This is a genomic window from Sphingomonas sp. LHG3406-1 (assembly GCF_029637485.1).
Taxonomy (GTDB): Bacteria; Pseudomonadota; Alphaproteobacteria; order Sphingomonadales; family Sphingomonadaceae; genus Sphingomicrobium.
This window is the reverse complement of record NZ_CP069128.1, coordinates 2,677,554-2,704,138: the sequence shown is the minus strand read 5'-3', so window position 1 is coordinate 2,704,138 and position 26,585 is coordinate 2,677,554. Positions and strand designations below refer to the sequence as shown.

General features: G+C 65.8%; 31 protein-coding genes. 15 read left to right on the top strand and 16 right to left on the bottom strand.

Annotation, left to right across the window (positions count from 1 at the left end; genetic code table 11):
- Positions 1-58: 58 nt before the first annotated feature.
- The gene (locus JOY29_RS13265; RefSeq protein WP_300974009.1) at positions 59-1,189 is read right to left on the bottom strand and encodes a penicillin-binding protein activator; all 1,131 of its coding nucleotides are present in this window, start codon (positions 1,187-1,189) and stop codon (positions 59-61) included.
- Here JOY29_RS13265 and rsmI point away from each other — a divergent pair.
- The 4 genes from rsmI to JOY29_RS13245 are packed head-to-tail and all read left to right on the top strand — an operon-like array spanning position 1,188 to position 3,990.
- Positions 1,188-2,024, top strand: coding sequence for a 16S rRNA (cytidine(1402)-2'-O)-methyltransferase (gene rsmI, locus JOY29_RS13260; protein ID WP_300974008.1), 837 nt, complete (start codon positions 1,188-1,190; stop codon positions 2,022-2,024). The two genes, JOY29_RS13265 and rsmI, sit on opposite strands and share 2 nt — an antisense overlap.
- A complete protein-coding gene (locus JOY29_RS13255) occupies positions 2,021-2,386 on the top strand; it encodes a YraN family protein (RefSeq protein ID WP_300975550.1) in 366 nt (121 codons plus the stop codon). The genes rsmI and JOY29_RS13255 overlap by 4 nt, the downstream gene beginning before the upstream one ends.
- 52 nt (positions 2,387-2,438) lie before the next feature.
- Complete coding sequence (gene gshB / locus JOY29_RS13250) at positions 2,439-3,398, top strand: glutathione synthase (RefSeq protein WP_300974007.1); 960 nt, start codon at positions 2,439-2,441, stop codon at positions 3,396-3,398.
- Positions 3,391-3,990, top strand: a complete 600-nt coding sequence (locus tag JOY29_RS13245; protein WP_300974006.1) for a DedA family protein — start codon at positions 3,391-3,393, stop codon at positions 3,988-3,990. The genes gshB and JOY29_RS13245 overlap by 8 nt, the downstream gene beginning before the upstream one ends.
- Before the next feature lie 150 nt (positions 3,991-4,140).
- Here the strand turns inward: JOY29_RS13245 and JOY29_RS13240 are convergent, their stop codons facing one another.
- Genes JOY29_RS13240 through fsa form a run of 3 tightly spaced genes read right to left on the bottom strand, consistent with a single transcriptional unit; the run spans position 4,141 to position 6,313 of the window.
- On the bottom strand, positions 4,141-5,049 hold the full coding sequence (locus JOY29_RS13240; RefSeq protein ID WP_300975549.1) for a tyrosine recombinase XerC: 909 nt from the start codon (positions 5,047-5,049) through the stop codon (positions 4,141-4,143).
- Positions 5,046-5,603, bottom strand: coding sequence for a DUF484 family protein (locus JOY29_RS13235; RefSeq protein WP_300974005.1), 558 nt, complete (start codon positions 5,601-5,603; stop codon positions 5,046-5,048). Before JOY29_RS13235 ends, JOY29_RS13240 begins: the two co-directional genes overlap by 4 nt.
- 56 nt (positions 5,604-5,659) lie before the next feature.
- A complete protein-coding gene (gene fsa, locus JOY29_RS13230; RefSeq protein WP_300974004.1) occupies positions 5,660-6,313 on the bottom strand; it encodes a fructose-6-phosphate aldolase in 654 nt (217 codons plus the stop codon).
- Between the two features lie 62 nt (positions 6,314-6,375).
- Here fsa and JOY29_RS13225 point away from each other — a divergent pair, with 62 nt between their 5' ends.
- The gene (locus tag JOY29_RS13225; protein ID WP_300974003.1) at positions 6,376-7,140 is read left to right on the top strand and encodes an enoyl-CoA hydratase-related protein; all 765 of its coding nucleotides are present in this window, start codon (positions 6,376-6,378) and stop codon (positions 7,138-7,140) included.
- Here JOY29_RS13225 and JOY29_RS13220 read toward each other — a convergent pair.
- From JOY29_RS13220 to JOY29_RS13210, 3 genes are read right to left on the bottom strand one after another with little or no spacing between them, the layout of a single operon-like run.
- The gene (locus tag JOY29_RS13220) at positions 7,137-7,823 is read right to left on the bottom strand and encodes a TadE/TadG family type IV pilus assembly protein (RefSeq protein ID WP_300974002.1); all 687 of its coding nucleotides are present in this window, start codon (positions 7,821-7,823) and stop codon (positions 7,137-7,139) included. The genes JOY29_RS13225 and JOY29_RS13220 overlap by 4 nt on opposite strands.
- Entirely contained in the window at positions 7,820-8,305 is a 486-nt protein-coding gene (locus JOY29_RS13215; protein WP_300975548.1) for a TadE/TadG family type IV pilus assembly protein, read from the bottom strand. Before JOY29_RS13215 ends, JOY29_RS13220 begins: the two co-directional genes overlap by 4 nt.
- Positions 8,305-9,648, bottom strand: coding sequence for a pilus assembly protein TadG-related protein (locus tag JOY29_RS13210; RefSeq protein WP_300974001.1), 1,344 nt, complete (start codon positions 9,646-9,648; stop codon positions 8,305-8,307). The genes JOY29_RS13215 and JOY29_RS13210 overlap by 1 nt, the downstream gene beginning before the upstream one ends.
- Before the next feature lie 202 nt (positions 9,649-9,850).
- Between JOY29_RS13210 and JOY29_RS13205 the strand changes: the two genes are divergently transcribed.
- From JOY29_RS13205 to JOY29_RS13195, 3 genes are all read left to right on the top strand, one after another.
- Positions 9,851-11,065, top strand: a complete 1,215-nt coding sequence (locus JOY29_RS13205) for a toxic anion resistance protein (protein WP_300974000.1) — start codon at positions 9,851-9,853, stop codon at positions 11,063-11,065.
- Positions 11,062-11,787: a hypothetical protein gene (locus JOY29_RS13200; RefSeq protein WP_300973999.1), complete on the top strand. Its 726-nt coding sequence runs from the start codon at positions 11,062-11,064 to the stop codon at positions 11,785-11,787. Before JOY29_RS13205 ends, JOY29_RS13200 begins: the two co-directional genes overlap by 4 nt.
- A gap of 221 nt (positions 11,788-12,008) precedes the next feature.
- Positions 12,009-12,179 (top strand): hypothetical protein, encoded by a 171-nt coding sequence (locus JOY29_RS13195; RefSeq protein ID WP_300973998.1) that lies wholly within the window; start codon positions 12,009-12,011, stop codon positions 12,177-12,179.
- Here the strand turns inward: JOY29_RS13195 and JOY29_RS13190 are convergent.
- From JOY29_RS13190 to pgi, 4 genes are read right to left on the bottom strand one after another with little or no spacing between them, the layout of a single operon-like run.
- The gene (locus JOY29_RS13190) at positions 12,167-13,330 is read right to left on the bottom strand and encodes a CaiB/BaiF CoA-transferase family protein (protein ID WP_300973997.1); all 1,164 of its coding nucleotides are present in this window, start codon (positions 13,328-13,330) and stop codon (positions 12,167-12,169) included. The two genes, JOY29_RS13195 and JOY29_RS13190, sit on opposite strands and share 13 nt — an antisense overlap.
- Positions 13,327-14,913: an NAD(P)/FAD-dependent oxidoreductase gene (locus tag JOY29_RS13185; RefSeq protein WP_300973996.1), complete on the bottom strand. Its 1,587-nt coding sequence runs from the start codon at positions 14,911-14,913 to the stop codon at positions 13,327-13,329. The genes JOY29_RS13190 and JOY29_RS13185 overlap by 4 nt, the downstream gene beginning before the upstream one ends.
- 48 nt (positions 14,914-14,961) lie before the next feature.
- Positions 14,962-16,314 (bottom strand): glutathione-disulfide reductase, encoded by a 1,353-nt coding sequence (gene gorA / locus JOY29_RS13180; RefSeq protein WP_300973995.1) that lies wholly within the window; start codon positions 16,312-16,314, stop codon positions 14,962-14,964.
- Positions 16,311-17,792: a glucose-6-phosphate isomerase gene (gene pgi, locus JOY29_RS13175; protein ID WP_300973994.1), complete on the bottom strand. Its 1,482-nt coding sequence runs from the start codon at positions 17,790-17,792 to the stop codon at positions 16,311-16,313. Before pgi ends, gorA begins: the two co-directional genes overlap by 4 nt.
- Before the next feature lie 145 nt (positions 17,793-17,937).
- Here pgi and lepB point away from each other — a divergent pair, with 145 nt between their 5' ends.
- From lepB to JOY29_RS13155, 4 genes are read left to right on the top strand one after another with little or no spacing between them, the layout of a single operon-like run.
- Positions 17,938-18,672 carry a signal peptidase I gene (gene lepB, locus JOY29_RS13170; RefSeq protein ID WP_300975547.1) on the top strand — a complete coding sequence of 245 codons (735 nt, stop codon included), beginning with the start codon at positions 17,938-17,940 and terminating at the stop codon, positions 18,670-18,672.
- Positions 18,621-19,334 (top strand): ribonuclease III, encoded by a 714-nt coding sequence (gene rnc / locus JOY29_RS13165; RefSeq protein WP_300975546.1) that lies wholly within the window; start codon positions 18,621-18,623, stop codon positions 19,332-19,334. The genes lepB and rnc overlap by 52 nt, the downstream gene beginning before the upstream one ends.
- Positions 19,331-20,224 (top strand): GTPase Era, encoded by an 894-nt coding sequence (gene era / locus JOY29_RS13160; RefSeq protein WP_300973993.1) that lies wholly within the window; start codon positions 19,331-19,333, stop codon positions 20,222-20,224. Before rnc ends, era begins: the two co-directional genes overlap by 4 nt.
- The gene (locus JOY29_RS13155; protein WP_300973992.1) at positions 20,224-20,388 is read left to right on the top strand and encodes a hypothetical protein; all 165 of its coding nucleotides are present in this window, start codon (positions 20,224-20,226) and stop codon (positions 20,386-20,388) included. Before era ends, JOY29_RS13155 begins: the two co-directional genes overlap by 1 nt.
- Here the strand turns inward: JOY29_RS13155 and JOY29_RS13150 are convergent.
- Positions 20,373-21,098: an NAD-dependent deacylase gene (locus JOY29_RS13150; protein WP_300973991.1), complete on the bottom strand. Its 726-nt coding sequence runs from the start codon at positions 21,096-21,098 to the stop codon at positions 20,373-20,375. The two genes, JOY29_RS13155 and JOY29_RS13150, sit on opposite strands and share 16 nt — an antisense overlap.
- A 60-nt stretch (positions 21,099-21,158) precedes the next feature.
- Between JOY29_RS13150 and JOY29_RS13145 the strand changes: the two genes are divergently transcribed.
- The 3 genes from JOY29_RS13145 to nth are packed head-to-tail and all read left to right on the top strand — an operon-like array spanning position 21,159 to position 22,973.
- Positions 21,159-21,542: a thioesterase family protein gene (locus JOY29_RS13145; protein ID WP_300973990.1), complete on the top strand. Its 384-nt coding sequence runs from the start codon at positions 21,159-21,161 to the stop codon at positions 21,540-21,542.
- 46 nt (positions 21,543-21,588) lie between these two features.
- The gene (gene dapB, locus JOY29_RS13140; protein ID WP_300973989.1) at positions 21,589-22,299 is read left to right on the top strand and encodes a 4-hydroxy-tetrahydrodipicolinate reductase; all 711 of its coding nucleotides are present in this window, start codon (positions 21,589-21,591) and stop codon (positions 22,297-22,299) included.
- Positions 22,296-22,973: an endonuclease III gene (gene nth, locus JOY29_RS13135; protein ID WP_300973988.1), complete on the top strand. Its 678-nt coding sequence runs from the start codon at positions 22,296-22,298 to the stop codon at positions 22,971-22,973. The genes dapB and nth overlap by 4 nt, the downstream gene beginning before the upstream one ends.
- Here the strand turns inward: nth and alr are convergent.
- From alr to JOY29_RS13115, 4 genes are all read right to left on the bottom strand, one after another.
- Complete coding sequence (alr, locus tag JOY29_RS13130) at positions 22,933-23,952, bottom strand: alanine racemase (protein ID WP_300973987.1); 1,020 nt, start codon at positions 23,950-23,952, stop codon at positions 22,933-22,935. The genes nth and alr overlap by 41 nt on opposite strands.
- A 79-nt stretch (positions 23,953-24,031) precedes the next feature.
- Positions 24,032-24,880, bottom strand: coding sequence for an outer membrane beta-barrel protein (locus tag JOY29_RS13125; RefSeq protein WP_300973986.1), 849 nt, complete (start codon positions 24,878-24,880; stop codon positions 24,032-24,034).
- Positions 24,881-24,998: 118 nt separating this feature from the next.
- Positions 24,999-25,496, bottom strand: coding sequence for a DUF2793 domain-containing protein (locus JOY29_RS13120; protein WP_300973985.1), 498 nt, complete (start codon positions 25,494-25,496; stop codon positions 24,999-25,001).
- 12 nt (positions 25,497-25,508) lie between these two features.
- Positions 25,509-26,519: a hypothetical protein gene (locus JOY29_RS13115; RefSeq protein WP_300973984.1), complete on the bottom strand. Its 1,011-nt coding sequence runs from the start codon at positions 26,517-26,519 to the stop codon at positions 25,509-25,511.
- Positions 26,520-26,585: the final 66 nt, after the last annotated feature.

The window sequence follows — 26,585 nt, the reverse complement described above, 5'->3', positions numbered from 1 at the left end:
TCCCTCGACTGTCTGTGACAGCAGGATGACTCGGGAACTGCGGCTTGAAAAGCCCCAATCAGAAGCTGCTCGGCGCCGCTGACACGAGGGTCGAGCCGCCGGCGGTCACCTGCCGCACTTCGAAGGCGCGCTGCGCGACATTGTCGCTGCGAAACCGGAAAATGCCGTCGACCCCGGCGAAGCCCTCGCGGTCGTCGATGGCACCGAGCGGAAAGCGCCGACCCGGCGCCCAGCTGCGCGATGCCCGCACCGCCAGCAGCACCGAATCATAGCCAAGGCTGGCGATGCGCGGTGGCTCGCCCTGGCCCGGGTAGCGCGCGCGATAACGCTGCACGAACTGCGCCCACCGCCCCTGTGTCGGCGCAGCATACCAGGCACCGCGAAGCCGCGGCGTCGAGCCGGGATTGCCGGCGGCCCACAACTCTGTGCCGAGGATGCGGGTGCCGGGCCGGAGGGCCGGAGCGGCGAGCGTCGCGACACGAGGACCATCGGCGATCAAGACGGCATCATGCGGCCTGCCGGCAAGCCGGGCTGCCGCGGCCCGAACGCCACCTGGGCCGGAATAGCTCTCGACGGCTACCACCTGCCCACCGGCGCGCTGGGCGGCTGCCGCGAGCGCCTGGACCGAGCGTTGTCCGTAGACGCCCGCAGGCGCGAGCGCGGCGAAGCGGCGGGCTCCGGCACCTGCAGCCTGCGCGACCACCCGCTCGACAGCCTGGCCAGGGGTGAAGCCAAGGATGTAGGCGCCCGGCGCGGCGGCACTCACGTCGTTGGAGAAGGCAATCACCGGCACTCGCGCCTGACGGGCGACCGGAGCCACGCGCTCGACCTCGTCGGCTCTCAGCGGCCCGAGGATCAGGCCGTGGTCGGCCGCAATCGCCTGGCCGGCCGCGGCGGCCGCGCCGCCCGCCGCCGTGTCGTAGAGGGTCAGTTCGAATGCCTTGCCGCCGCTGTCGAATAGGGCGAGCTTCGCCGCGTTGCCGAGCGCCCGCCCGACCGCCGCGTCGGGACCGCTCAGCGGCACCAGCACCGCCACCTTGTTGGTTCCAACCGGAGTGGCCGGGATTGGCCGTGTCACGGGTCCAGTGGCGCAGCCGGCGAGCAGTGCCGCGCCGATGGCTGCGAAGAGAAAGTTGCGACGGCCTTGTGCGGCCTCATGCGAGAATGCCATGACGTTCAATATATCCATGTCCACACCCCCGACGCCTGGCCTTTACATCGTCGCGACCCCGATCGGCAATCTTGGGGACCTCACGCCGCGTGCCGCCGAACTGCTGCGCAGCTGTTCCCTGGTGCTGGCCGAGGACAAGAGGGTAACCACCCGTCTCCTCATGCATGCCGGCGCTTCGGTGCCCATGCGCACCTACAACGACCATAGCGATGCCGCCGACCGGACCGCCATCGTCGCGCGTCTTGGTAGCGAGGCGATTGCGCTGGTCAGCGATGCGGGCACGCCGCTCATCAGCGATCCGGGTTTCAAGCTCGTGCGCGAGGCAAGGGCCGCGGGCCACGAGATTTTCACCCTTCCCGGACCCTGCGCAGCCATCGCGGCGCTGACATTGGCGGGCCTGCCGACCGATCGCTTCCTCTTTCTTGGCTTCCTCCCGCCGAAGGAGAAGTCGCGGGCCGAGGCCATCGCCGAAGTGGCGGCGGTGCGGGCCAGCCTCGTCCTCTACGAGAGCGGCCCGAGGCTCGGCGCGAGCCTGGCCGCGCTTGCCGCCGGGCTTGGCGACCGGGAGGCCGCGGTCGCCCGCGAGCTGACCAAGTTCCACGAAGAGTGCGTCACAGGCACCCTCACCCAGCTTGCGGATCGCTATGCCGATGCCGCGCCGAAGGGGGAGATCGTGATCGTGGTCGGTCCGCTCGCCGGTGCGCCCGAACCGACCAGCGACGACCTCGATGCGGCACTGCGCGCGGCGATGCAGGCCGGCGAGAGCCCCAGTCGTGCGGCTGCCAGCGTCGCTGCCCGGCTCGGAATCAAACGGAAGCTTGCCTATGAGCGGGCCCTGGAGCTCGGCCGCTGAGCGGCGCCCGGCCTGACCGGGCGGAAGCCGAACGTCGGGGACGGCGAGCGGAGGCGATGGCGGCCTGGTTCCTGCGGGTGAAGGGCTGGACCATCCTCGGCGAGCGGGTGCGCACGCCCGTCGGGGAGGTCGACCTGGTCGCCAGGCGGGGCAACGTGCTGGCCTTCATCGAGGTGAAGGCGCGTGCGACCCGCGAAGCAGTCGAGATCTCGCTCGACCAGCGCCGCTTGCAGCGGGTCGCCGCGGCGTCCGAGCTGCTGGTCCCCCGTTTCCTCGGCGATGCCGACACGGTGCGGATCGACGTCATTCACATCGTCCCGGGACACTTGCCCCGCCACCTCGTCGACGTCTGGCAAGGATGACAGCGGACGGCAGCCCGACTAAGGGGGCTGCCCAGCCTTCCTCGGAGCCTTCATGCGCTTGACCGTCGCGGTACAGATGGACCCGCTCGAATTGATCGGCATCGCCGGCGATTCCACCTTCGCCCTGATGCTTGAAGCGCAGGCACGCGGCCATCGCCTGTTCGAGTATCGTGCCGAAGCGCTGACCTATGAGGATGGCCGGCTCCGCGCGCTTGCACGGCCGGTCACCGTTCAGCGCGTCGAGGGCGACCACTTCCATGCCGAAGAGCCGCTCGTGATCGATCTCGAGGACGAGGTCGACGTCGTCCTGATGCGGCAGGATCCGCCATTCGACATCGCCTACATCACCGCCGCCCACCTGCTTGAGCGGCTCGCCGGCAAGACGCTCGTGATCAACGATCCAGCCAACGTCCGAAGCGCGCCCGAGAAACTGTTCGTCCTCGACTTCGCACGCTTCATGCCGCCGACCCTGATCACGCGCAGCATGGAGGAGCTCCACGCCTTCCACGCCAAGCATGGCGAGATCGTGCTGAAGCCGCTTCACGGCAATGCCGGCGCGGCGGTGTTCCGTATCGGTCACGACGGATCGAACCTCCGCGCGCTCGCCGAGCTCTTCTCGGAGACGTGGAAGGAACCCTTCATCGCTCAGGCCTTTCTCCCTGCCGTGACCGAAGGCGACAAGCGCATCATCCTCGTCGATGGAGAGCCGATCGGCGCCATCAACCGCGTTCCCGGCAAGGGCGAGATCCGATCCAACCTTGCCGCTGGTGGCACCGCCCACCAGACAGCATTGAGCGAGCGCGAGCGCGAGATCTGCGCGGCGCTCGGGCCGGAGTTGCGGAAGCGCGGCCTGCTGTTCGTCGGCATCGACGTGATTGGCGGCATGCTGACCGAAATCAACGTCACCTCCCCGACCGGGCTGGTCGCGCTCGACGCCTTCGAGGGCATCAACAGTGCCGGTCTGATCTGGGACGCGATCGAGGCGAAGCTCGAGGCCGACGCGCGTGGGTGACTGGGTCATCCGCATGATCGAGCAGTCGGGTTACCTCGGCGTCGGCTTCCTTATGTTCCTCGAGACCATCTTTCCGCCGATCCCGTCGGAGGTGATCATGCCGGTCGCCGGGGTCGCCGCCGCCAAAGGGCAGCTCAGCCTTGGCTGGGTGATCGCCTCGGGCACCGCCGGAGCAATGCTCGGCAACATCGTCTGGTATCTCGCCGCCCGTGCGCTCGGGATCATCAGGCTGAAGCCGCTGATCGATCGCTATGGTCGTTGGCTGACGATGGACTGGGAAGAAGTGCAGCGGGCCGAGCGCTGGTTCCGGCAGAACGGCACTTTTTTCGTCTTCCTGGGCCGAATGCTGCCGACGGTGCGGAGCCTGGTCTCTGTCCCGGCCGGCCTCCTAAAAATGCGATTCAAGACCTTCTTCGTCGCCTCGACGATCGGCACTGCCGGCTGGACCTCGGCGCTTGCCTATGCCGGCTTCAAGCTGCGCGAGCAGTTCAGCGAGGTCGACACCTGGCTCGGCCCGGTCAGCAATGCCATCCTGGTGACGCTGGTGCTTGGCTATGTCTGGCGCGTGATCCGCTACCGCGCGACAAATTGATCCAAGATGGAAGTGGCCACGGCGCTTTTCTGCCGATGCCTTGTAACCATTTCAGCTATTTAGCACCTTGTTAAGGCTGCGGGGGCCTAGGTCATTCCTGTCGAGGCGGCCGGTAGATCCCCACACTACCGGACGCCTCGACAGCTCCCCTCAGGCCCTCGGATGCGCGTGTCGCCAGACGTCCAGCAAGTGGGCAGCGTCCACGGCCGTGTAGATCTGGGTTGATGACAGGCTCGCGTGGCCAAGCAGCTCCTGCAGAGTCCGGAGGTCGGCGCCGCCGGCAAGCAGGTGTGTGGCGAAGCTGTGCCGCAGTGCATGCGGTGTGATGCGATCGTCGAGGCCGAGGACCCGGCGGGCGGCAGCGACCGCTCTCCGGACGACATCGGCACTCAACGGCCCACCCTTCGCTCCGCGGAACAGCGGCTCCACCCCGGCCAGCGGCCAGGGGCACAGCCGGACATAGTCGGCGACGGCGGCCGCCACGAGCGGAAGCACCGGCACCACCCGCGTCTTGTTGCGCTTGCCGATGACCCGGACGGTGCTGCCGAGCGGATGCGTGCGCGCGGGCAAGGACAGGGCTTCGGAAATGCGCAGGCCCGAGCCGTAGAGAAGCAGCAGAAGCGCCGTGTCGCGGGCGGCGATCCAAGGCTCCTTCGCCAGTGCCCCCGTCTCCTCGGCAAGCGCGAGGGCATCGCCGGGTGCGGCAGGGCGCGGGAGTGTACGCGGGCGCTTGGGCGCCTTCACCCGCGGCAACGCAGCAGGGGTGCCCTGCTGTTCGGCCGCGAAGCGAAGAAAGGCACGCACGGCCGACATCTCGCGCGCCGCCGACGAGGGACCGAGCCCCTCGCCCCGGCGCTGCGCCAGATAGGCGCGGAGATCGACAGCCTCGATCGCGCCGAAATGCTGCGGCCCGACAGGCCCGCCGCGATAGCTCTCAAGAAAGGCGATGAAGCGGTGCGCGGTCGCGACATAGGCGCGTGCCGTATGCGGGCTGCGCCGCCGATCGAGCCGAAGCGTCGAGTCGAAGCGGACGACGAGCGCCCGCGCGCCTTCGGTCAGGGATTGATCGTCCACCGCCGCAGTATAGCGGCGAGGCTGACGCCGAGGAACAGCAGCAGTTCAGAGCCATGACGACCATCGAGCGACTGGGCGCCGCGCTGCCCGAGGAGGAGAATGGCTTCGGGCAGTGCATCAGGCAGCCGGATCAGAGCTTCCGCCCCGATCAGGTCGGACGCGGGCCCGAAAAGGGCATGGCCCCGTTCCACAGTGCGCAGTTCGACTGATTCGGCCCGGTCGATCCACTGACGGAGCAAGGCCGCTTCGCAATGCTGTATGCCCGAACTGTCGACGCGGAAGCCACGATCACCGACGATCAGCCCCAGCGCCACCGCATCGAGGCCCAGGATGAGCGGCCATTCCTGCACCACGACGTGGAGAAGATGATCGAAGTCGCTCGCCTCCAGCGCGGCGAGCACCGCCTGGTGGATGGCGGCAACCGCGCCGGACTGGCCACGCGCAAAGGCGAGCAGGTCTTCCCGCGCCTCTTCCGCAGCAGCAACGCGCGCGCGCAGACGCGTCAACGCATGATCCTCGAACGAGAGGAGCTTACCCATGTCGCGAGTGTAGGCGGACGAAGGTTAACGTCCAGTGCCTTCCCGCGGCGACCGAATCAGCCGATCTTCTGGCCGGTCGCTTCCCAGTCCTTGAGGAAGGACGCGATGCCCTTGTCAGTCAGCGGATGGTTGAAAAGCGCCTTGATGACGGCTGGCGGCGCGGTCATCACGTCGGCACCCAGCTTCGCACTTTCGTGCACGTGGATCGGGTTGCGCACGCTCGCCACCAGGATCTCGGTCCCGAAGTCGTAATTGTCGTAGATCATCCGAATATCGGCGATCAGCTCCATGCCAGGGTAACCGACGTCGTCGTGGCGGCCAACAAAGGGCGAGATGAAGGTTGCGCCCGCCTTGGCCGCGAGCAGCGCCTGGTTTGCTGAGAAGCAGAGGGTCACATTGACCATCGTGCCTTCGCTGGTCAGCGCCTTGCAGGTCTTGAGCCCGTCGAGGGTGAGCGGGACCTTGATGGTGATGTTGTCGGCGATCTTCCGGAGCACCTCGGCCTCGCGCATCATCTCGGCATGGTCGAGCGCCACCACCTCGGCCGACACCGGTCCGGGGCAGATCCTCGCGATCTCGGTCACGGTCTCGATGAAGTGGCCGCCCGACTTCTTCACCAGGCTGGGATTGGTGGTCACACCATCGAGCAGGCCAGTGTCCATCAGCTCGCGGATATCGGCGATGTCGGCGGTGTCGGCGAAGAACTTCATGGGAGGGTACCGTCCTTGGGCTGCAGTTGCGTGTCGCTTAGCGGCAAGGCAGAGACGGGTCCATGACCGAGCATGTCAGAACCGAGCGCAAGGGCGCTCACCTCCGCCTTCTCCTGAACCGGCCGGACCGGCGCAACGCCATTACGGTGGCCATGTACGCCGCTCTCGCCGATGCCATCGCCGGAGCGCAGGATGATCCCGAGATCCGCGTCATCACGCTCGAGGGTGAAGGTGTCGACTTTACCGGCGGCAACGATCTCGCCGACTTCATGAACGAGCTTCCGCAGGATGGGCAAACCGACATTCCGGTCTGGCGCCTGCTGAAGGCACTCGCGACCAACCAGGTGCCCTTGGTCGCGGCGGTACACGGCAATGCGATCGGCATCGGCACCACCATGCTGTTCCATTGCGATCTGGTAGTCGCCGAGGAGGGCACGCGCTTCAAGATGCCGTTCACCGAGCTTGGCCTGGTTCCGGAAGCGGCCAGTTCGCTCATCCTGCCGCGGCTTGCCGGACGCCAGCTGGCTGCCAAATATCTGCTTATCGGGGAGCCCTTCGGAGTCGATGAGGCGGAGCGATTCGGCCTCGTCACTCATCGCGCGCAAGCTGGCGGCTTGTCCGAGACGGTGGACGAGGTGGTCGCTGCGCTACTCGCCCGACCGCCGCAGGCGCTACGGCTGACACAGCGCCTGCTTCGCGGTGCGCAGCATGAAGACGTGCTGGAGCGCATGGACCTTGAAAATGGCCATTTCTCCGAGCGCCTGACCTCCGAAGAGGTCAGGAGTGCGATCATGGCCTTCTTCGCGGCACGTGGTGCCCGCCCCTAGCAGCTTTTGCCGTTCTTCTTCGTGCAGCTGACATTGCCATTGCCATTGCCGTTACCGTTGCCAGGGGTTGGCGTCGGATCCGGGGTCGGAGTCGGGGTCGGGGTCGGCGTCGGATCCGGAGTCGGCGTCGGATCCGGGGTCGGCGTCGGAGTCGGCGTCGGAGTCGGCGTCGGGTCCGGAGTCGGGTCCGGAGTCGGCGGCGGAACGGAGGGGTCCGTGCTCGGTGGCGTCGGATCGGTCGAGCCGCCTCCGCTGCTGCCGCCACTGCTGCCACCGCTGCTGCTGCCACCGCGAATGCCGCCGGCCACCCAAACGCGCTTGGACTTACTGATGCTGATGTTCGGTCCAGCAAACAGCAGAAGATTGGTCGCCTGGGTGTAAGTAACCTCGAGGTCCTTGTAGCCCTCGGCCGGAACGTCGGTCACCTTGGTGGTGAAGGTGCCCGGTCCGATACCGTAAACCGCCTCGTCCATCTTGGCGTCGATCTGCTCGTCCGTCGGGGTCGGATAGAGCGTCGCATAGCGCGCGCCCTGCCCGAGGCTGTGCTGAATGCCCGAATTGGCCCGGAACACCAGGCCGAACTGGACCATCATCCACACCATCACGATGAAGATGGGGAAGGCGAATGCAAGCTCGACCGTGGTCGCGCCGCGATCGTCGCGGATCATGGACGGCATCTTCATTTGGTTCTCATCCCTGCCTGAGCGATGACGCGGTACTTCCCGTTGGAGAGCTTCGTGCCCAAGTGGAGCGTCGGGAACAAAGGCTTGTACTCGTCCGTCACGACGACCTGGATGTAATGGGCCGGAGTCTCGTCGGGATCGCATTCCCCTTTGGCGAATCCGTCGTCGTCCCTGCCCAGGTCAGGCAACAAGCGGCCATCGCAATATTTCGGGAAGGTCACCGTGACCCGGCTGGCATCGACCTTCGCCTGTATGGCGACTTCATCCGCGATTGTTGTCTGAACCTGCTTCAGCTGGGTCGTCTGCATGACCTTCTCGACCGCACGCTGCGCACCCTGTTCGAGCGCGAGCTTGCGGCTGTAGGCCAGCGCGATGTCGGCGGTGCCCATGATCATCAGCGCAAGGATCGGTGCCGCCAAGGCCAGTTCGATGATGGCAGCCCCGGCATCGTCGCCCGCGAGATTTCGAGCAAGCCGGCGCATCACGATACCAGCCTCACCAGCCAGCCGCCGCCACTGTGTCCGGTCAGCCCGGCATCACCGCACAGGCTGCCCATCTTGAACCCGCTGTTTCCGGTGAAGTCGACGCGCTTCGCAATCAGCTGCATGCACTTGTTCTGCGCAACGCCGCCGCCACCGTTATAGAGCAGCGATCTGCCCGGCATGTACATCACGCCCTGGATGCCACTGGTGTTGTTGCCGTTGACATGATTGGTGCCACGCTTGCCGTCGTCCACTGCCCGCCGATCCTGATAGAGCGCGACCCCGCGATAGGGCGCGTCAAGCGCTGTCGGCGCCTTGAGATCGAGCGTTCCGCCGGTCAGTCGGAAGTTGCCGGTCTTGGTAGGATCGGTGAGATTGGTGAGGATGATGGTGCAGCCATCACAGGTGATGCTGGTGTCCGTGGCATTCATCGTCAGGTCGTCGTTGGGACCGTTGGTGTTGATGATGTAGGTGCCGGCACCCAGCGTGAGGTGACCCTTCACCTCGAACCCTCCATTGATGCAGATGGTCTGACCGTCGTCGGTCGAACTCCGATCGATCGGATAGTCCTTCTGCTGGGAGGACATGGTGATGGTATTGCTGGAAGTGCAGTCTTCCGGCTTGGGCGAGGGAAGATTGGCGTACGGATCGGCCGCCGGCTCGCTGTACGGGAAGTAGTTCTTCACCTGCCAGTTCGGCGACTTCGAATATTGCACGCCGCCCACGGCCGCGATGCAGCCCGCCTTCACCGTGGAGCCGGCACCGGTGTTCTTGAACGCCTCGTTGGCGTGGGTCGAATTGGCGATCAGGCAGCAGTCGCCAAGATCCACCGTCGTGCTGCCGCCGATGTCGGCGCCGGTGACGTCCCGATCGTCGAGCGCGATGACGCAATATTCGCCGGCGCCCGGAACGCTGGCGGCGACCGCGCGCACCCGAATGATCGGAGCCGTCGGCATGAAGAAGCTGCTGAAGGGAAGTCCCTTCTGAAGCTTCAGGGTCACCCCTACCTGGTTGATCCGGCGGTCGGGTGCCGGCGTATCCGCGATGTCCAGCTCCAGCTCCGCCTCCTCGAGGAGGCTGCCAGCATGCTGGTTCAGAGTGAGGTCGCGGTTGACGGCCTGCTTGACGGTCGTCGTCGCACCGAGCGGGGTCGCGTTACGCTCGTAGACACCGGCGATCGCGGCCGAGTCGGCGGCGCGCTGCAGCTGACGCTTCCAGAGAGCCCACTGGATGGTATCGGTAGCCAGTCCGGCGAGGCCGATCAGCATCGGCATCGCCGCGGCAGTGATGATTAGGATATTCCCGCGCTCGTCGCGCCGGAGCTTCTTCAGCAGTCGCAGCATGGACTCTCTCGCGTAAGAAAAAAGGAGTTCGCTCGGCGCGTTCCTAGCTGGAACAAAGTAAGCGAAACCCTCGAAGACGCGGTTAACGGTTCCTTGACCACGTCCTACCGCTTGAAGCGGGGCTGTATCACTCTTACAATACACCCAAGCTTCTTGCGCCAGACAGGGCCTCCCGCCATGCTGGCCAGAGAAGGGGAGAATGATGGCTACCGACGCGACCGAGACCCAGATTGCCACGGCGACGAAGCTCAAGCTGGACCCGCCGGCGGTGCTCCAGCCCGTGCTCCCCCAGGAAGCGGCCGGCCTTGTGCCGCTCAAGGACGGCGAACGGACCGAGCTCGAGAAGAAGGTCGACAGCTTCGTCGGCGAACTCGTCGCGCTCGACAGCAATTCGCCGGAATTCGGCAAGAAGGTCGATCAGCTGACCGCCATGGGCCGCAAGGAGATCGCCGAGGCGGCCGGCGCGTCGAACCGCTTTCTCGACCGCCCGGTGAAAGCAATCGACAGCGACACCGGCATCGGCGCGGATCTCACGCAATTGCGGACCACGGTCGAAGCGCTCGATCCCAAGCGCAACGGCGCGCTGTCCCCCGGCCGCAAGCTGTTCGGCCTCATTCCCTTCGGCAACTCGATCAAGGGCTATTTCCGCCAGTATCAGAGCGCGCAGAGCCACATCAGCGCGATCCTCGCCAGGCTGCAGAGCGGCAAGGACGAGCTGCTGATGGACAATGCCGCCATCGACACCGAGCGCGCGAACTTGTGGAAGACGATGCACAAGCTCGAGCAGATGATCCACATCTCCAAGGCGCTCGATGCCAAGCTCGAGGAGACGGCGCTTAGCCTCGATGCCACGGAGCCGGCCAAGGCCAAGGCGATCCGCGAGACCGCGCTTTTCTACACTCGCCAGCGCACCACCGACCTGCTGACGCAGATGGCGGTGACGGTGCAGGGTTATCTGGCCCTCGACATCGTCAAGAAGAACAACGTCGAGCTGGTGAAGGGCGTCGACCGGGCGTCCACGACCACCGTCGCGGCCTTGCGGACGGCGGTGACGGTCGCCCAGGCTTTGACCAACCAGAAGCTGGTGCTGGAGCAGATCGGTGCGCTCAACACGACGACGGCGGGCATGATCGAGTCGACCGGCACGATGCTCAAGACCCAGTCGGCCGCGATCCACGAGCAGGCGGCGAGCTCGACCATCCCGCTCGAGACGCTGCAGCGGGCCTTCCAGAACATCTACGACACGATGGACTCGATCGACAGCTTCAAGCTGAAGGCGCTCGAGAACATGAAGCAAACGGTCAACACGCTCGGGACCGAAGTGGAGAAGAGCCGCGGCTACATCGCCCGTGCCGAAGGCGCCAATCAGGCCAAGCTCGATTCGGCACCCGCCTTCACCCCGCTCGACGCCAAGTGACCGAGACCGACGCCAAGGTTACCAAGGCGCTGGCCCGGTTCGAACGGGTCATGACCGTCATCGACGAGCGCGAAGGACCGGTCGCGATGCAGGCCCGGCGCGAGCGGCAACGTAAGCTGCGCCGCTACGGCCGCGCGACCCGCAATGCAGTGCTGGCTCTCCTGACGATCAGCATACTGACGATCGTGGTAGGCGTAGTGACGCCGATCGGCATGTTCGGCTTCCTTGCGGCGGTGGGCCTGGCAATCGCCATCGCCGGCCTGCTCTTCTTCTGGGGCAGCCGCGAGGAGACGACACTTCCGACCGTGCCGCAGGACATACCGAACGGCGAGATGGTACAGCGGTTCGACAGCTTCCTCTATCGTACCCGCCGCGCCCTACCCGCTCCGGCGCAGCCGGTGCTCGACCAGATCACGGCAGAACTGACGACACTGAAGCAGACCTTGGAGCGGGTCGATCTCCTCGATCCCGACGCACAGGACGCCCGGCGACTGATGAGTGTCCACCTGCCCGGCCTCATCGATCGCTATGCCAACGTGCCGCCCGCCTACCGGAGCGAGGCGGATGCGGAAGGCAAAACGGTGGACCAGCGGCTGGTCGAGGGACTAGCTGCCAGCCGCACCGCTCTTAGTGAAGTAAGCGAGCGGCTGGCGAAGCGCGACGTCGATGCATTCAGCACCCAGGGGCGCTTCATTGAAAGCAAGTATGGCCAGGCCGAATAGTGACTCGACGTCGTTCTGATCCCCGGATCAAGCCGATCATCACCTTTGTTCGCCGGCAAGCCAGCACTCATCCCCATCTTGGTGTTAACGCGCCTCCTCAAGCTCCCTTCCCAAGGTCAATTAATGACCCCGAAGTGGAAGCTTGATCGGCAAAAACCCCTATGTTTCCAGTTGGCTAGCTGAAGCCATGTCGCTACTCGCAGCGGCGGGAGGGGCAAGCGATGGGGTCGGTAGAGTTTAGGGAGCGTCTCGATGACGCGCTGAGAAAGGCCTTTGCCGCGTCCGATCCGCGCGTGCGGCTCGCCTACATGGATCTGGCCGAATTTTACGAGCGGCAGGTGCGCCGCTATGACGGGCTCGGACCATTGGTCGGCAACGCCTACGTTCGCTGATCTAGCGCCAGCGCTGCCAGCACCTCCGTCGTATGCTCTCCCAGGAGCGGGGGAGGGCGATCAGTGTCCAAACGATGTCCGTCGAGCCGGACCGGGCTTCCGAGCAGCCGGTATCCTTCCATCTCCCGCAGCATGGCGCGGTGGGCGGCTTGCGGGTCGGCGAGCGCCTGCGCGATGCTGTTGATGGGGCCGGCTGGTATGCCCGCCCGCTCGCAGGCTTCATACCAGTGAGCGGCCGGCCGAGTGCGGGTGACGGCTTCGATCGCCGCGACCAGCTCGGCGCGATGGGCAATGCGGGCGGCATTGGTGGCGTAGCGGGGATCGGTGATCCACTCGCCATTGCCGAGCAGGGTGGCGAGCGACGCGAACTGGCGATCGTTGCCGACAGCGATGATCAGCGGCTTATCGGCGCAAGCGAAGGGCTGGTAGGGTACGAGATTGGGGTGCGTATTGCCCTGCCGCGGCGGGCTTTGGCCGCTGACGAGATAATTGCTGGCCTGATTGGCGAGCAACGCCAGGCCGCAGTCGAACAGGGCGCTGTCGATGGTCGCGCCCTCCCCCGTCGTGCCGCGCCGGACCAGCGCGGCGAGGATGGCGCTGGCGGTATACATGCCGGTGAACAGGTCCACGACGGCGACCCCGGCGCGTAGTGGACCGCCATTCTCGACTTCGTCGGGAAGGCCGGTGATGCTCATCAGGCCGGCTTGGCCCTGGATCATGAAGTCGTAGCCGGCTTGGCCGGCGCGGGGGCCGTCCTGACCAAAGCCGGTGATGCTGGCGTAAACGAGGCGCGGGTTGCGGGCGCGCAGCGTCGCCGCGTCCAGCCCATAGCGGCGGAGCGCTCCGACCTTGAAGTTCTCGACGACGACGTCGCTGCGATCGGCAAGGGCGCGCACCTGTTCGGCACCTTCCTCGCTGGCGAGGTCGATGGCGGCACTGCGCTTCCCGCGATTGCAGGCGAGGAAATAGGCGGCCACGCGCTCCTCGCCGTCGCCATGCCAGGGCGGGCCCCAGTGGCGGGTGTCGTCCCCCTGCCCCGGCCGCTCGATCTTGATGACGTCGGCGCCGAGGTCGGCAAGGAGCTGCGTGCACCACGGGCCGGCGAGGACCCGGCTGAGGTCGAGCACCCTGATCCCGTCGAGGGGTTTCAAGCGCTGCGCTTCCAGGGACGGCGGTCGGCGAGGATGGCCTGCGCAGCGTTGTGGCCCGGGGCGCCGGTGACTCCACCGCCCGGGTGCGCGCCCGAGCCGCAGAGGTAGAGGCCGGGCAAGGGCATGCGATAGTCGGCGGCACCGATCATCGGACGGGCGCTGAACAACTGGTCGAGACCCATCTTGCCGTGGAAGATGTCGCCGCCGATCAGGCCGAAGCGGCGCTCGAGGTCGAGCGGCGAATGGATCTGGCGGCCGATGATGCTGGCGGCGAAGCCCGGAGCGTGGCTGTCGACGGTGGCGATGATGTGGTCGGCGACCTTGTCGCGCACCTTGTCCCAGTTCTTGCCGCCCGGAAGCTGGTAGCGGAAGTGCTGGCAGAAGAGGCTGGCGACATGCTTGCCCTTGGGCGCGAGGGCCGGGTCGAGCGTCGTCGGGATCAGCATCTCGATGATCGGCTGCTTGGACCAGCCCTGCTGCTTTGCATCGGTGAAGGCGCGGTCCATGTAGTCGAGGCTGGGCGCCATGATGATGCCGGCGGTGAGATGGTCGCCCTTCTCCGGCTTGACGGTGAACTTCGGCAGTTCGGAGAGCGCCACGTTCATTCGGAAGGTCGCGCTTTCGCACGCCCAGCCCGCCATGTGGCGGTTGACGGTATCGGACACCGCGCCCTGCGGCAGGAGCTTGCCGAACAGGAGCCGCGGGTTGACCCCGGCGACCACGCGCGACGCGCGCCACGCCTTGCCCTGCGCGACCACGCCGACGGCGCGGTCGCGCTCGACGATGATCTCTTCCGCCGATGCATTGAGGACGATGTCGACCCCCGCCTCGCGAGCGGCACGAGCCATGGCCTGGGTAATCGCGCCCATGCCGCCGATCGCATGGCCCCAGGCGCCGGGAACGCCGGCCGCCTCGCCGAACAGATGGTGGAGAAGGACGTAGGCGGTCCCGGCCGAATAGGGTGAGGCGAAGTTGCCGACCACGCCGTCGAACCCGAACAGGGCCTTGGCGAGATCGCCCTTGAAGTGGCGATCGAGAATGCCGCCGGCCGACTTAGTCGCATAATCGTGAACGATGCGCACTTCGTCAGTCGATAGGCCGACCAGGTCACGGCCGAGGCTGAGCATGGCAGGGAGACCAGCCAGACCGGCTCCAGCCTGTGGCGGTGCCTTCAGCAGCCACTTCTGAATGAGGGGTACGACTGTTTCGAGCTCCGCCATGTAGCGGTCGTAGCCGGCGCCGTCGGCTTCATGGTGGCGGACGATCTCGGCCCGGGTCAGCCCGCCGCGGCCGCCGAGGAGGTAGTCGCCGTCGCCGGGAAGGAAGTTGTCGATCTTGCGCAGGACGACCTTCAAGCCGTGGCGAGCAAGGTCGAGGTCGCGGATGACCTTGGGGTTGAGGAGGCTGACGGTGTAGCTTGCCGCGCTGTTCTTGAAGCCGGGCAGGAATTCATCGGTGACCGCCGCGCCGCCGACATTGGGTTGCGCCTCGAGGATGGCGACCTTCAGGCCCTTCTTCGCCAGATAGTAGCTGCAGACGAGGCCGTTGTGGCCGGCACCGATGATGATTGCGTCGTAGGTCACGGACGCGTGCCTAGCACTCCCCTCCCGCCTGCGGGAGGGGAATTGGAGTCAGCGCATCAGCACCAGTTCCTCGGCCATCGTCGGGTGGAGCGCGACGGTGGCGTCGAAGTCGGCCTTGGTGAGCCCGGCCTTCACCGCGATGGCGGCGCCCTGCAGGATCTCGGGCGCGTCGGGACCGATCAGGTGCACGCCCACCACCCTGTCCGAGCCCTCGTCGACAACAAGCTTGTAGAGCGCGCGCTCGTTGCGGCCGGCGAGGACATATTTCATCGGCCGGAAGTCCGACGTGTAGGTGCGGATTACGCCGAGCTTGTTCTTGGCCTGGCTTTCGGTGAGCCCGACGAGACCGATCGGCGGGTGGCTGAAGCAGCTGGACGGAATGTTGTCATAGTCGACCACGCAGGGATGCCCGCCGAACTGTGTGTCGGCAAAGGCATGCCCTTCGCGGATGGCGACCGGGGTCAGCTGCACCCGGTCGGTGACGTCGCCGACCGCGAAGATGCTGGGCACCGACGAGCGATATTCCTTGTCGACCACGATGGCGCCGCGCTCGGTCAGCTTGACGCCGAGCCGGTCGAGACCGAGCTCCTCGGTGTTCGGCAGGCGGCCGATGGCGAACAGCACCTCGTCGGCGACGATGTCCTGGGTGCCGCGCATGCGGCAGAGGATCGAGCCGTCTTCCTGCTGCTCCAGCGCCTCGAAGCCGGCGTTGAAGCGGAAGTCGATGCCCTTGGCGACGCTGATCTTCACCAGCCGGTCGACGATCTGCTCGTCATATCCGCGAAGGATGGTGTCCGAGCGATTGACGATGGTGACGTGGGCGCCGAGCTGGTGGAAGATGCCGGCGAACTCGTTGGCGATGTAGCCGCCGCCGGCGATCACCACCCTTTTGGGCAGCCGCTCGAGGTGGAAGACGTCGTTCGAGGTGATGGCATGTTCGATGCCGGGAACATCCGGCAGCGCCGGGCGGGCACCGGGCGCGAGCAGGATCTTGCCGGCGGTAATGGTCCGGCCGTCGGCAAGTGACAGGCTGTTCGGGCCGGTAAGCACCGCGCGCGTCTTGAAGACGGTCACCTTATGGTTGGCGAGCGTCTCTCCGTAGAGGCCTTCAAGGCGGCTGACTTCGGCAAGGACATTGTCGCGCAGGGTCGGCCAGTCGAAGCGGCGCTCGGGAATGTCCCAGCCGAACATGGCGGCATCGTCGAGGTCCTCGGCGAAATGGGCTCCGTAGACGAGCAGCTTCTTGGGCACGCAGCCGCGGATGACGCAGGTCCCGCCGACCTTGTGCTCCTCGGCGACTGCGACGCGCGCGCCATGGCCGGCGGCGATTCGGGCGGCGCGGACTCCGCCGGAGCCGGCCCCGACGACGAACAGGTCATAGTCGAAGTGCTGGTCGGTCACAGGCCTGCCTTCTCGATGAGGGCGCGGGTCGAGGGATCGAAAGCCGAGCGTGTCTCCGGATCGTCGATGGCGCGCGCCATCTCCTTGCCGAGTTCGACCCCGAACTGGTCGAACGGGTTGATGCCGAGCAGCACGGCCTCGGCGAAGGTGCGATGCTCGTAGAAGGCGATCAGGGCGCCGAGGCTGGTCGGGTCGAGGTCGTCGAGGAGGATGGTGGTCGAGGGGCGATTGCCGGGATAGTCGCGGTGAAGGTCGTCCGACGACCGGCCGGCCATCAGCGCGGCGCCCTGCGCGAAGCAGTTGAGGAGTAGCTCGCGGTGATGGGCGGGGTCCTGCTCGTCGCCCTGCGCCGCGACGGCGACGAACTCGACCGGCACGAGGTGGGTGCCCTGGTGGAGGAGCTGGAAGACGGCATGCTGGGCATCGGTGCCGGTGCCGCCCCACAGGATGGCGGAGGTGTGGCCGCCGGCCGGCTGGCCGTCGATGCCGGCCGACTTGCCGTTCGATTCCATGACGAGCTGCTGGAGGTAGGAGGGCAGCAGGCTGAGGCGATCGTCATAGGCGAAGACGGCGCGGGTCTCGGCCTTGAGCTGCTGCGTGTAGAGGAGGTCGGCAATGGCGGCGAGCAGGGGCACGTTGGCCTGCGGGGCGGCTTCGGCGACATGCTCGTCGACCATCGCCGCCCCTTCCAGCAGTTGCTCGAAGGCATCCATGCCGAGCGCAAGGGCGGCCGGAAAGCCGATCGCCGACCACAGGGAATAGCGGCCGCCGACGCTTGGCGCGAAGGGCAGGATGCGGGTCTCGTCGATGCCGAATTCGAGCGCGCGCTCGGGCGCAGCAGTAAGGGCGATCAGGCGGCCATAAGGGTCCTCAACGCCTGCCTCCTCGAGCCAGGCGAGCGCGGCGTCGGCGTTGCGCAGGGTCTCGGCGGTGGTGAAGGTCTTGGAGGCGATGGCGACGAGCGTCGTCGCAGGATCGAGCCGGGCAAGCGCTGCATCGACCGACTGGCCGTCGATGTTGGACAGGATCTCGACCTTGTAGCGCCGCTCGGTCCGCCCCAGCGCGTCGACCAGCAGCGCCGGACCGAGCGCCGAGCCGCCAATGCCGATGTGGAGGATGCCGGTGATGTCGCCGAAGGCTCCGGCCTCGATGGCGTCAATGAGGGCCCGCATGCGATGGCGGCGCTGACCGGCGAGGGCGACAGCGTCGGGCGAGCCGGTCCCGCGCTCGGCCGGATGCTCGGCGGCGCGCCCTTCCGTCGCATTGACCACCTCGCCCGCGAGCAGGCTGGCGAGGGCCGCGCCATAAGGCATCGGGTCGAGGCGATCGATCAGGTCGCGGCTGAGATGGGTCTTGCTGAAGTCGAAGCGAATGCCGGCGAGGTCGAAGGCGAGATCCTCCGCCCGGGCGGGATCGGCGGCGAACAGGTCGGACAGCGGCTGTGGCCGGAAATCGGCCAGGAACGATGGGGTGGGCATGAGGCGGACATAGCGACGGCGGGCACGAAATACACCCTGCCGCGCTTGACCGGCGGGCGACAGCGGACGCAAGGCTGGCAGCCGCATGGTTGAGACGACCGAGAAGAAGAAGGACGGCAGCGAGGCCGGTGGCGGGCTGTTGCGGATGGTCCTGCTGGTGCTGTTGTTCGCCTGGGTGCTGCGAAGCCTGATCGTCGCGCCCTTCAGCATCCCGTCGGGCTCTATGCTGCCCGGGCTCTATGTCGGCGATTACCTGCTCGTTTCCAAATGGCCCTATGGCTATAGCCGGGCGAGCTTCCTGCTCGGCTTTCCGCCGATCGAGGGCCGCCTGTTCGCCTCGCTTCCCGAGCGCGGTGACGTGGCGGTGTTCCGCGGGCCCGAAGGCAATGACGTGATCAAGCGGGTGATCGGCCTCCCCGGCGACGTGGTCGCGACCCGGCAGGGGCAGCTGATCCTCAACGGCCGGGCGATCCTGAGGGTGCCGGTCGCCGACATCGGGATCGAGGTCAGTCCCAATTCGCCGTGCCGCGCGGTGCAGCCGCGGGTCGAAGGCGGAAAGTGCCTGTTCAGCGGCTTTCGCGAAACGCTTCCGAACGGCGAAAGCTATGTCGTGCTCGACCAGGTCGACAATCCGGTGGTCGACGATTTCGGCCCGGTGCGGGTGCCCGCGGGCAATGTCTTCATGATGGGCGACAATCGCGACGACAGCGCGGACAGCCGCATCCCGCCCGCGCTGGGCGGCATGGGGTTCGTGCCGGTCGAGGCGCTGGTCGGCCGGGCGATGACGACCTTCTGGTCGACCGATGGAAGCGCGTCGTGGCTGCTGCCATGGACGTGGTTCACCGCCGCCCGCTACGACCGCATCGGGAGCGGCCATTGAGCGCGGTCCGCAGCTTCGTCGAGGAAAAGCTCGGCGCCAGTCCGGCCAACATCAAGCCGTTCGAACGCGCGCTGACCCACCCGAGCCACGGCAGGGAGCATTACCAGCGGCTGGAGTTCCTCGGTGACCGGGTGCTCGGGCTGGTGATCGCCGAATGGCTGGAGGAGCGCTTTCCGCGCGATCCCGAGGGGCAGTTGTCGCACCGGCTGACCTCGCTGGTGTCGCGGGCGACCTGCGCGGACGTCGGGATGGCACTGGGCGTGCCTGCGGTCCTGCGTCTGGGCAAGCAGGCGCGCGACGACAATGCCGCGCGCAGCGAGAATGTCGTCGGCGACGTTGTCGAAGCGCTGATCGCGGCGCTCTATCTCGAACTGGGGCTGGACGCGGCGCGCACCTTCATCCGGCGCGCCTGGGAGCCGCACCTCGCGGTACTCGGCGGCGAAGCGCCGCGGCACCCCAAGTCGCTGCTGCACGAACTGGCCGAAGCCCGGCGGCGGCGTTCGCCCGTCTACGAAGTGGTGAAGAGCAGCGGACCGAGCCATGCGCCGACCTTCACTGTCCGGGTCAGCCTCGGCAGTCTTGGCGAGGCGGAAGGTGTCGGCCCGAACAAGCAGGAAGCCGAAAAGGCCGCCGCGGCGGCGCTGCTGGAGAAGTTGAAGTGAGTGAGCGGTGCGGACTGGTGGCGGTGATCGGTGCGCCCAATGCCGGCAAGTCGACCCTGGTGAACGGGCTGGTCGGCCAGAAGGTGGCGATTGTCAGCCCCAAGGCCCAGACGACGCGGGCGCGGCTGATGGGCATCGCCATCGAAGGGCAAAGCCAGATCCTGCTGGTCGATACGCCCGGCATCTTCGCGCCGAAGCGGCGGCTCGATCGCGCCATGGTCAAGGCGGCCTGGGAGGGCGCCGAAAGTGCCGACCGGCTGGTGCTGGTCGTCGATGCGGCCGCCACGATCGGCCAGCGCGCCGAGATGGTGCTGGAAGGCATCGAGGGCCGGCCGGAGCCCAAGATCCTGGTCCTGAACAAGGTGGACATCGCCAAGAAGGGCGACCTGCTGAAGCTCGCGACCGAGCTGAGCGCAAGGCTGCAGCCGGAGCAGGTCTTCATGGTGTCGGCGACCAGCGGCGATGGCGTGGCGGATGTGAAGCGGCACCTCGCCGCGGTCATGCCGGAAGGACCATGGCACTATCCCGAGGACCAGCTCAGCGACGCGACCGATCGGATGGTCGCAGCGGAGCTGACCCGCGAGCAGCTCTACCTGCAGCTCCACGCCGAACTTCCCTACGCAAGCGCGGTCGAGACCGAGAAGTGGGAAGAACGCAAGGACGGCTCGACCGTCATCCACCAGCAGATCCTGATCGAGCGCGACAGCCAGAAGGCGATCGTGCTCGGCAAGGGCGGATCCAAGCTGAAGGCGATCGGAGCCGCCGCGCGCGAGGCGATCGCCGAGCATCTCGGGCGCAAGGTGCACCTGTTCCTGCACGTGAAGGTGGCACCGCGCTGGGCCGAGGATCGCGGCCTTTATGAAGACATCGGGCTGGACTGGGCAAACTGATGCCGGCCGACCTCATCATCGATGCGGTCGGCAGCGCGGCCGAGATCGGCGCGGACATTGCGAGTGATACGATCCGTCGGCGCTTTGGCTGGAAAGCCTGCCTGGTCGCCTTCCTGCTGGCCACCGCCATCGCCGTCGCGGTGGTGATCTACCTGACGTCCTGAAGCAGTTCGTCGACCCATTGCGGCACGATCTCGGACGCGCGGCCGAGGCGCGTCTCGTGGAAGAAGATGCTGCCCTGACTGGGGTCGAGATTGAGCTCGAGGCAGTGGGCGCCGACGTAGCGAGCGGTCTGAACGAAGCCGGCGGCCGGATAGACGGCCCCCAATGTCCCGATCGAGACGAACAGGTCGCAATTTCGAATGACCTCATCGATAACGTCCATCCCATAAGGCATCTCACCGAACCAGACGATGTCGGGCCTTACCATGCCGATGGTTTCGCAGACCGGGCAGCGCGCCCCCTCCCCCATCGGGCCGTCCCAAGGGAAGCGCGCGTCGCAGGCCCGGCACCAGCCCTTCTTCAGCGCACCATGCATGTGGATCAGTCGCTCCGACCCGGCGCGATCGTGCAGATTGTCGACGTTTTGCGTGACCAGCAGGAAGGGACCGGGCCAATGGCGTTCGAGCGTAGCGAGCGCCAGATGGGCAGCGTTCGGCGTCACCGACGCTAGCTTCGCGCGCCGTTCATCGTAGAAGTGGTGGACCAGAGCAGGATTGCGGGCGAAGGCCTGCGGCGTTGCAACATCCTCGACCCTGTGCCCTTCCCACAGCCCATCGGGCCTCCGGAACGTCGCCACGCCGCTGTCAGCAGAGATTCCGGCGCCGGTCAGGATGACAATTGCCGCACCTTTTCCTCGCTCCGACGCAACCATTCTATAACCTGTTTGTTGACACTATTGTCAGCAGCCACTGCAGCTACGATAAGGCACACCATGTATCGCCACAGCATCGGTATCGAGCCTGCAGACATCGACCACATGGGGCACGTCAACAACAGCGTGTACCTGAAGTGGGTCCAGGAAGCAGTGGTGCGCTATTGGGAAAAGGTGGCGCCGTCCGAAGCGGTGACCCGGCACCTGTGGGTAGCGCTCAAGCACGAGATCGAATTTCGCCGGCCGACCTTCCTCGACGATGTGGTCGTGGCGGACGTGATTGCCGAGCGGGTGCAGGGCGCGAGGGCCTTGTTCACGACGGTGATCCGTCGCGGCGAGGATGTGCTGGCCGAGGTGAAGAGCACTTGGTGCTGCCTCGACGCGAACAGCATGCGTCCGGCCCGGCTCGCCAAGGATGTGGTGAACCGCTTCCTTCCGGCCTGACGGCTCCGCCATTGCGCGAAGGTCGGGCCGCCGCCAAGGTGACGGCATGCGTACCGATCAGCAGCCAATCCGCCTGACACTCATCGCCCCCAACGGGCGCATGGGCAAAGCCATTGCGGCCGCGGCCACGGAGGATGGCGGCTTCGCCCTCTCCCCGGATCAAGGCGACATCATCGTCGACTTCTCAGTTCCCGAAGCGCTTGCCGGATCGCTCGACCGCGCGACCCGTGCGGGGGTACCGATCCTGATCGGGACAACCGGCCTCGACGACTTCGCCACGCGGCGCATCGCGGAAGCGAGCCGAACGGTGGCGGTGCTGCGGGCTTCAAATACGTCGCTTGGCGTGGCGCTGCTCGAGGACCTCGTTGAGCGGGCGGCACGGGTGCTCGGCCGCGAGTGGGACATCGAGGTCCTGGAGATGCATCACCGGATGAAGCGCGATGCGCCATCGGGTACGGCTCTGTCGCTTGGGGAGTCGGCGGCACGAGGCCGCGGTGTGCCACTTCGCCGCGAAGATGCGCGGAGTGGCCGCCAGCTGAAGCGGGAAGAAGGCGCGATTGGCTTTGCCGCGCTGCGCGGTGGCACGGTGGTTGGTGACCATGACGTCATCTTCGCCGGCCCTGAGGAACGGCTGATCCTCTCGCATCGGGCGGAGGATCGGATGATCTTCGCTCGCGGCGCGCTGGCGGCGGTGCGGTTCTTGCTCGGACGCGCGCCCGGACTCTACGGGATGCGCGACGTGGTTGCGACGAGATGAGCCGCAAGCTGGCTGGCGACATCTTCCTGCGGCTGGCGGAACTCAACCCCGAGCCACAGGGCGAACTCGAGTGGACGACGCCTTACACCCTGCTGGTCGCAGTGGCCCTCTCCGCCCAAGCGACCGACGTCAGCGTCAATCTCGCCACCCGCAAGTTGTTCAAGGTCGCGGACACACCGGCGGCCATGATCTCGCTCGGCGAGGAGGGCATCAAGGAGCACATCAAGACCATCGGCCTGTTCAACACCAAGGCCAAGAACATGATGCTGATGGCCGAGCAGCTCATCGAGCGGTTCGGGGGAGAGGTGCCGCGCAACCGGGCTGCGCTCGAGCAGCTGGCGGGGGTCGGCCGAAAAACGGCGAATGTCGTGCTCAACATCGCTTTTGGCGAGCCGACGATCGCGGTCGACACGCATGTCTTTCGAGTTGCCAATCGCACCGGCCTCGCTCCTGGCAAGACGCCGCTGGACGTCGAGCTAAAGCTGGCGAAGGTGACCCCGCCGCCGTTCCTTACCCACGCGCATCACTGGCTGATCCTGCACGGGCGCTACATCTGCAAGGCCCGCGTACCGGAATGCTGGCGCTGCCCGATCGTCGACCTTTGCCGCTACAGAGCGAAGCGACTGGATGCGCCTAAGCCCAAACGCGCTCATACCGACAGCCAAGTCCCGTAAGTAGCTCGTATTGGGACATACCGGAGAGCCGTGCGCTTTCCTCGAGCTCAAAGTCGAGCGTTACCCAGTCGCCCTCGCGCAAACCTGGGGCGGCGCTGGCGTCGAGGGTGACGAGATCCATGGAGACCCGGCCGATCACCGGAAGCTGTTCCCCAGCGAAGAACGCCGATCCGCGGGACGAAAAGCCGCGCCAGTAGCCATCCGCATAACCGATATTGATGACGGCCACGGCCATATCGCTGTCGGCGGTGAAGGTGGCGCTGTAGCCCACCGTCTCGCCACGACTGACGTTGCGTCGCTGTATGACCTGAGCTTCGAGAGCTACAACCGTCTGGATCATCCCCCTCGCCTCGGCTCGCGGAACGCCGCCGTAGAGCGCAAGACCCGGCCGGACGAGATCGAAGGCAAATTCGGGTCCGAGGAAGATGCCGGCGCTGTTCGCCAAGCTGTAGCGCTGGGCCGGAATTGCCGCGCGCAATGCGCGAAAAATGGTCAGCTGGCGCTGGTTGAGTTCACTATCCTCGTCAGCCGCGACAAGGTGGCTATGAAGCGTGTGGATCGTGAGCCCCTTGAGTGCCTCGATCTCATCGGGTCTCAGGCCGAGACGGTTCATGCCGGTGTCGATCATTACGTCGCAGGGCAGATCGGGTTGGGGAAGGGCCTTCCAGCGTTCGACCTGCTGGACGGAAATGAGCACGGGCCGCACGCTTGGCGGCGGTCGGTCGGAGGGACCAAGCCCGTGGAGAACGGCAACCGAGCCGTCAGGCAGATCGCCAAGCCGCGAAGCTTCCCACCAGGTGGAGACGAAGAAATCTCTGCACCCCGCCTCAAGAAGAGCGCGGCTTACTTGCCTAGCTCCGAGACCGTACCCGTCAGCCTTGATCGCCGCTCCAGCTGGAACGGACGCAACTCTCTGCAGTCGCTGAAAATTGCTGACCAGCGATGCAGCATCGCAGCGCAGGCGCAAGGGACAGTGCATTGTGTGGCCTTACGGCCTGACCCAAACGGGGTCGAGCCCCGGCTCTCAGACAATTGAGAACCGAGGCTCGAAGGGAGACTTAGCCGCGCTCAGGTGCGGGCGGAGGCGGAGGCGGCGGCGGTGGTGGGACCGGGCAAGCGTCCGTCGCCAAGATCACCGAGCCATCCGGGCAGGTCTGCGTCGCCGGAGGAGGAGGAGGAGGCGGCGGCGGCGGCGGCGGCGGCGGCGGCGGCGGTGCCGGCGGATTGCCGAAGTTGAAGATCAGGCTCGCCAAAACCGAATGCGACTTGAAGCGCCCATCAAGACTCTCGCCAAGGGCGCCACCCTCGTCGAACTGCGCCTTCGATCGGAAGTAACGGTATTTGAGGCCAAGATCGACATTGTAGTTCACCGGCACACGCATGCCGCCGATGATCTGCCAAGCCAAAGAACGATCGTCGGCACTGATCGTTCGCCCTGGAATGACACCAGGACCGGTGATGTCAGCATCGACTGAAATCCGAGCGACACCGATGCCGCCCCCGCCATAAACTTGGAGGCCGTCATTGGAGCCGAAGTCGAGAAGGAGGTTGGCCATAGCAGAGATGACCTTTGTCCGACCGTCGGCTGCCGGTCGGCCAGTGGTTGCCAGAACGGACGGGCTAAAGGCGACATCTTCAATACCTGCGCGCTTCCAGCCAAGCTCCCCTTCGGCTCTGATCAGTCCGAAGTCATAACCTGTGATTAGGTCCGCATCGAAGCCGCTCTCGTGCTCGAGAACGACACCGTTATCGACCGCGAGGGTGCCGCGCTCGTAGTCGAACTTCAGCTTTTCCGGCTTGGTGATGCCGAATTCGATGCCGACATAAGGCGTACCGTCGCGCGCCAGCGCGGCGGATGGCGCAATGGCCAATGTAGTTGCTGCAAGCAGGGCAAATCTCGAAAGCATGTCGCTCCCCCCAAATAGTGGTCGATCTCGGCCACTAATATGGAAGGACAGCGGACAGTTCCCGCTTTTGTGCGTGCAGCCGAAACGTTTTCAGGCGCCTGTGTCCTGCACGCCGCACTCAGCTGTCGATCAAGCCGTGGGCCCTAAGAGCCACGAGTATCTGATTTATGGCGCTCCGCGCCTCAGCATCGACATTGCTGCCACCCGCCACATCGGAAATCGACTGCCATCTAGGGCCGACTACTTTTTGATCGTTGATATGCAGTTCCTTCGCAAGGATCTTGCCTTCACGCCATTCCCCGTTTGCGAACTGCCATTGCAATCCGCTCGTCTTCGCTCGCAGTGCCATCCCTTCGAATGCGGGAATGAAGCGCCAGCCCGAGCCACTCCACATTGCAATCGCGTTCGAGCGCCCGGCCCAGGCTCCTGTCGGCGCAGTCCCGCACAGGTGAAGATCACCAACTGCCGGGCCAGATGGAGGCAAATTGGTCGGAGCACCAGCGCACACGCTCTGGACCAGCATGTCGAGCAGGACGAGCGCCTCGTTGTGCGTAAGCTCCTTTTGCGACTGGCCGACCGCGAGAAGCGGCAGAGTAAGCCGCGGAGAAGTTGCCATCGATGTTGATCCCTATTCGATTCTGAAGGTGAGCGACGTGCCGATGGCGTAGTCGCCAAGCTGCCGGATCTCACATTCCCAGGGCATTGCTCCTAGTCTTGCCAGCTCCGCATGCAGCAGCGACACCGAACAGCTCTCGACCTCAGTCTCGAACCAAGTGGACCCGTCACCCCTGAGCCGTATTCGGTAGCGCTCACGGCTTGCGTCGAGCGGTACATCGACACTGTCCAGCCAAGCGAGGCCCAGTCGTGACCTGCGGCTCCAACTCATCGTGAGACCATTATCGTCGATACGCCAATCCGGATGGACTGGGGACCATGGTCGGGTCGCAAGTCCCTCTATCGTGATCAGGCTCTCAGTGCTGGTGCCATCCGGTACCATCATCGTGAGGCGCGCCTCTGCTCCACTTTGCTCGACGTTCGCTTCCAGGCTCGCATAGGTTCCGGGTCTGAGCAAAAGGACGTCATCTCCGATGGCGTGCGCTCTGCCTGAGCCACTCGAATGCCGACACCGCAGAAGATGCCGCAAGCGGTATCGATGTTCGTCCACCCGTTCCGCGGTTCCGAACTGAAGCAATTCCTGATTGATCAGAAGAATATTGGCGCCGGAGAGCAGAGCGGGCTCGTCGCAGCTAATGAGCATGGGATCTTCGTCGAAGGCCACATCGATAACATTATCGCGGTCGAGCAACTCACTGACAGACGTGGCCAGAGCGCTCGTCAGCTTTCCGATGGCTGCTGGCGCAGGCGCTGGCACGACGTCTTGAGAAATGCCGCCCAGCGAAAGCTGCAATGCCTGAGGGCGCCATCCTCGCGGCCATCCAGACCAGGCAATCGCAAGCGCCGGCCTGTTCAACGCCCCAGAGGACATGGGAAGCTCGGCGAGCAATACCCTTGGCGTGCCTTCCTCAATACCTTCTGCAATCGCACGTCCTCCGGCATCTGCAGCGGCGACTCCGATTGCGTGGGGAGCTCTTTCGATCCGCAACGAGACTTGTTCGCCCGAAATGTGCTTTTCGCGCACGAGCCAACGCTGTGTGCCGTCTCCCCCGGACTGCAACTCATCGCCAACTGCGACAAACGCCCAGCG